Here is a 2,509-nt window from a genome sequence, read left to right as displayed (position 1 = left end):
GCCCGCAGGCGCCCCGCCACCCCCAGCCCCGCCGGCGCCGGCGGCGCCAGCGCCGGGCGCTGCCCGAGCGGTCCGTGGGACGTGCCCGTCATCGACCTGATCCCGGCTCGGGGCGGGCCGGGTCCCGCGGACCTCCCGGGGGCGGTCGCCGGTTCCGCGCCCGGAGAACCGCCTCCACCGCGAAGCGGACCTCCGGGTCCTCCAGCGGATCGTCGATCAGCTGCCGGACCTGCTGCAACCGGTACCGGACGGTCTGCGGATGCAGATGCAGCCGGGCGCCCACGTCGGTCACCGTCGACCAGGTCTCCAGCCACACCCGCAGCGTCGTCGCCAGGACGGTGCGCTTGTCCTCGGGCAGGTGCTCCAGGCCGCCCAGCAGGCGCTCGGCGAGCAGGTCGGTCAGGTGCGGGTCCGCGCACAGCCAGAGATCGAGGAGATGGTCGTCGACATGGACGACGGGCGCCTCGGCGATCACGCCCTTGAGGGTGAGCGCGAGCGCCTCCCGCGTCCAGCGCATGGCGTCGGGCAGCCCGCCGAGCGGGACGGTCGGGCCGACCACCACCGGACCGCCCGTCACGGGCGTGCCGAAGACGGCGTGCCGCGCCGCGTCGAACGGACCGGGCACCAGCAACCGGTACGCGTCGCCCTCCGGGTCGGCCAGGACGTCACCGTGCGCGGCATCGCGCGACCACCGGGTCCCGGGCGGGGCGGCGACGGGCGTCGCCGCCGCCGGCAGGCTCCACCCCGACCGGACGGCCAGGTCGGCGAGCGCGGCGGGTGCGGCCGGCGGGCGGTCGACGAGCCCGCGCAGCAGGCGCCGGCGCAGCGCGGCCTGCTCCTGTACCGCCCGCCCGTCGCTTCGCAGATAGCCCTTGACGACCTGGGTGACGACCCGGTCCCTGTGGGCGAAATGGACCTCCGCCAGCCACGCGACGTCCTGGCCGGTGACCTGATGGCGGGCGCAGACCTCGACGAGGCGGCGCCACGACGCGCGGAACGCGACGCCGATCGCCGCCTGCACGGTGTCCAGGCTCCGCCCGGCGCCGCCCTCCTGCTCGCCGAACAGCCGCAGCAGCCCGTCCAGCCCGTCCAGCGGCTGCGACAGGCCCGTGGCGCGGACGAAGAACGCCTGGATCGCCTCCTGGACGATCCGGCAGGCCGACGGCGAGGTCCGGTCGGCCGACGCGTAGGCGGGGACGGCGGCGCGAACGGCGGCGCAGACCTCCTCGCACAGCTTCGGCGGTCTCGACCGCAGCACCTCGGCGAGTCCGGGGGACAGCACCACAGGCCCCACGCTCCCGTCCCTCCTTCCAGCACCGCGGCCGCGCCGCGGGCACGCGGCAGGGGGCCGCTCGCGGCGCCGATCCGGCCGGGCGGGAGCGGCCGCCCTCAGACCTGCCCGGCGACGGTACCTCCGGCGCCCGCCGCGGGAAAAGGCTCCACCGCGTCCCGATGCGGACAGAATCCATCCGGCCGCCCCCCGATATCGGAACGGACGGATAAGCCTTTTCGGATACCAGACCGCGCGCTCACGCGATGACAATGAGCGTGCCGTCTCACGGGCGCCGGGGAGAGCCGTTCGTACGATCGGCAAAAGTTCGCGGCTCGTTTTACTCACTCGATGACAGAACTTGCGGGGAACGCGTCGAGAGGCCGCGTCCGCTATTGCCGACCCGCGCCGGCCTGCTTACCGTACCGGCCAGTAGGTGAATGTGAGCTCACGCACTCGCGAGAAAGGCCCGGGCCCCCACCCCGAGGGCCCGGCGTCCCACCCCGAAGAAGGGCAGAACCATGCGGAAATCCGCTGCCGCCGCGCTCACCGCGGCCGGCACCGCAGCCTTCGCGCTCCTCCTGAGCTCGACCGCCTACGCCGCGAACCTCACCGCCACCGTCACCAACGGCGGCAGCGTCACCGCGGCCAACTCCGGCAACCTGGTGTTCAAGGACACGACCACCAACCAGGCGATCACCTGCACCTCGTCGCACGCCAGCGGCAGCGTGCCGAACGGCACCAAGTCCGGCGCCTCGCCGCTCAGCGTCGGGTCGCTCAGCAGCGTCTCGTTCAGCGGCTGCACCGGCACCGTGCTCGGCATCAAGGTCACCTTCACGGTGACCACGTCCAACCTCCCCTGGAGCGTCAACGTCACGGGCGCCACCTCGGGCTCGACCACGGCGGGCAGCATCTCCGGGATCGCCACGCACCTGTCGGCCACCGGCTGCAGCTTCGACGTCGGCGCCGGAGGCACGGGCGTGGCCAACGGCAGCTACACCAACGGGACCGGCGCGCTGACGGCCTCGGGCTCCGGGTCGCTGCCGATCAGCAACGTCAGCGGCTGCGCCGGCCTGGTCGGCAACGGCCACAACGGATCGCTGTCCGGCACCTACATCGTCACCAACGGCAGCGGCGGCCACCCCGGCATCAACGTCACCTCACCGTGACCCCTGCCGCCTGAACCGACCCGGGGCCGCGCGCCCCCGCCGTGAGCCTCGCGGCCCGGCCCGGGCTCGT

The 2,509-nt window shown here is 74.2% G+C and carries 2 protein-coding genes; one reads left to right on the top strand and one right to left on the bottom strand.

Features of this window, described 5'->3' with window-relative positions; translation table 11 throughout:
• Positions 1 to 88 precede the first annotated feature (88 nt).
• Positions 89 to 1,294, bottom strand: coding sequence for a PucR-like N-terminal domain-containing protein (locus ABZ914_RS47065; protein ID WP_500201150.1), 1,206 nt, complete (start codon positions 1,292 to 1,294; stop codon positions 89 to 91).
• 497 nt (positions 1,295 to 1,791) lie between these two features.
• Between ABZ914_RS47065 and ABZ914_RS47060 the strand changes: the two genes are divergently transcribed.
• Positions 1,792 to 2,439 (top strand): hypothetical protein, encoded by a 648-nt coding sequence (locus tag ABZ914_RS47060; protein WP_500201149.1) that lies wholly within the window; start codon positions 1,792 to 1,794, stop codon positions 2,437 to 2,439.
• The last annotated feature ends 70 nt before the right edge of the window (positions 2,440 to 2,509 follow it).

The organism is Spirillospora sp. NPDC046719 (genome assembly GCF_040645715.1).
Classification (GTDB): Bacteria; Actinomycetota; Actinomycetes; order Streptosporangiales; family Streptosporangiaceae; genus Spirillospora.
The sequence above is the reverse complement of the archived record's forward strand: the minus strand, read 5'-3'. Positions and strand labels throughout refer to the sequence as shown.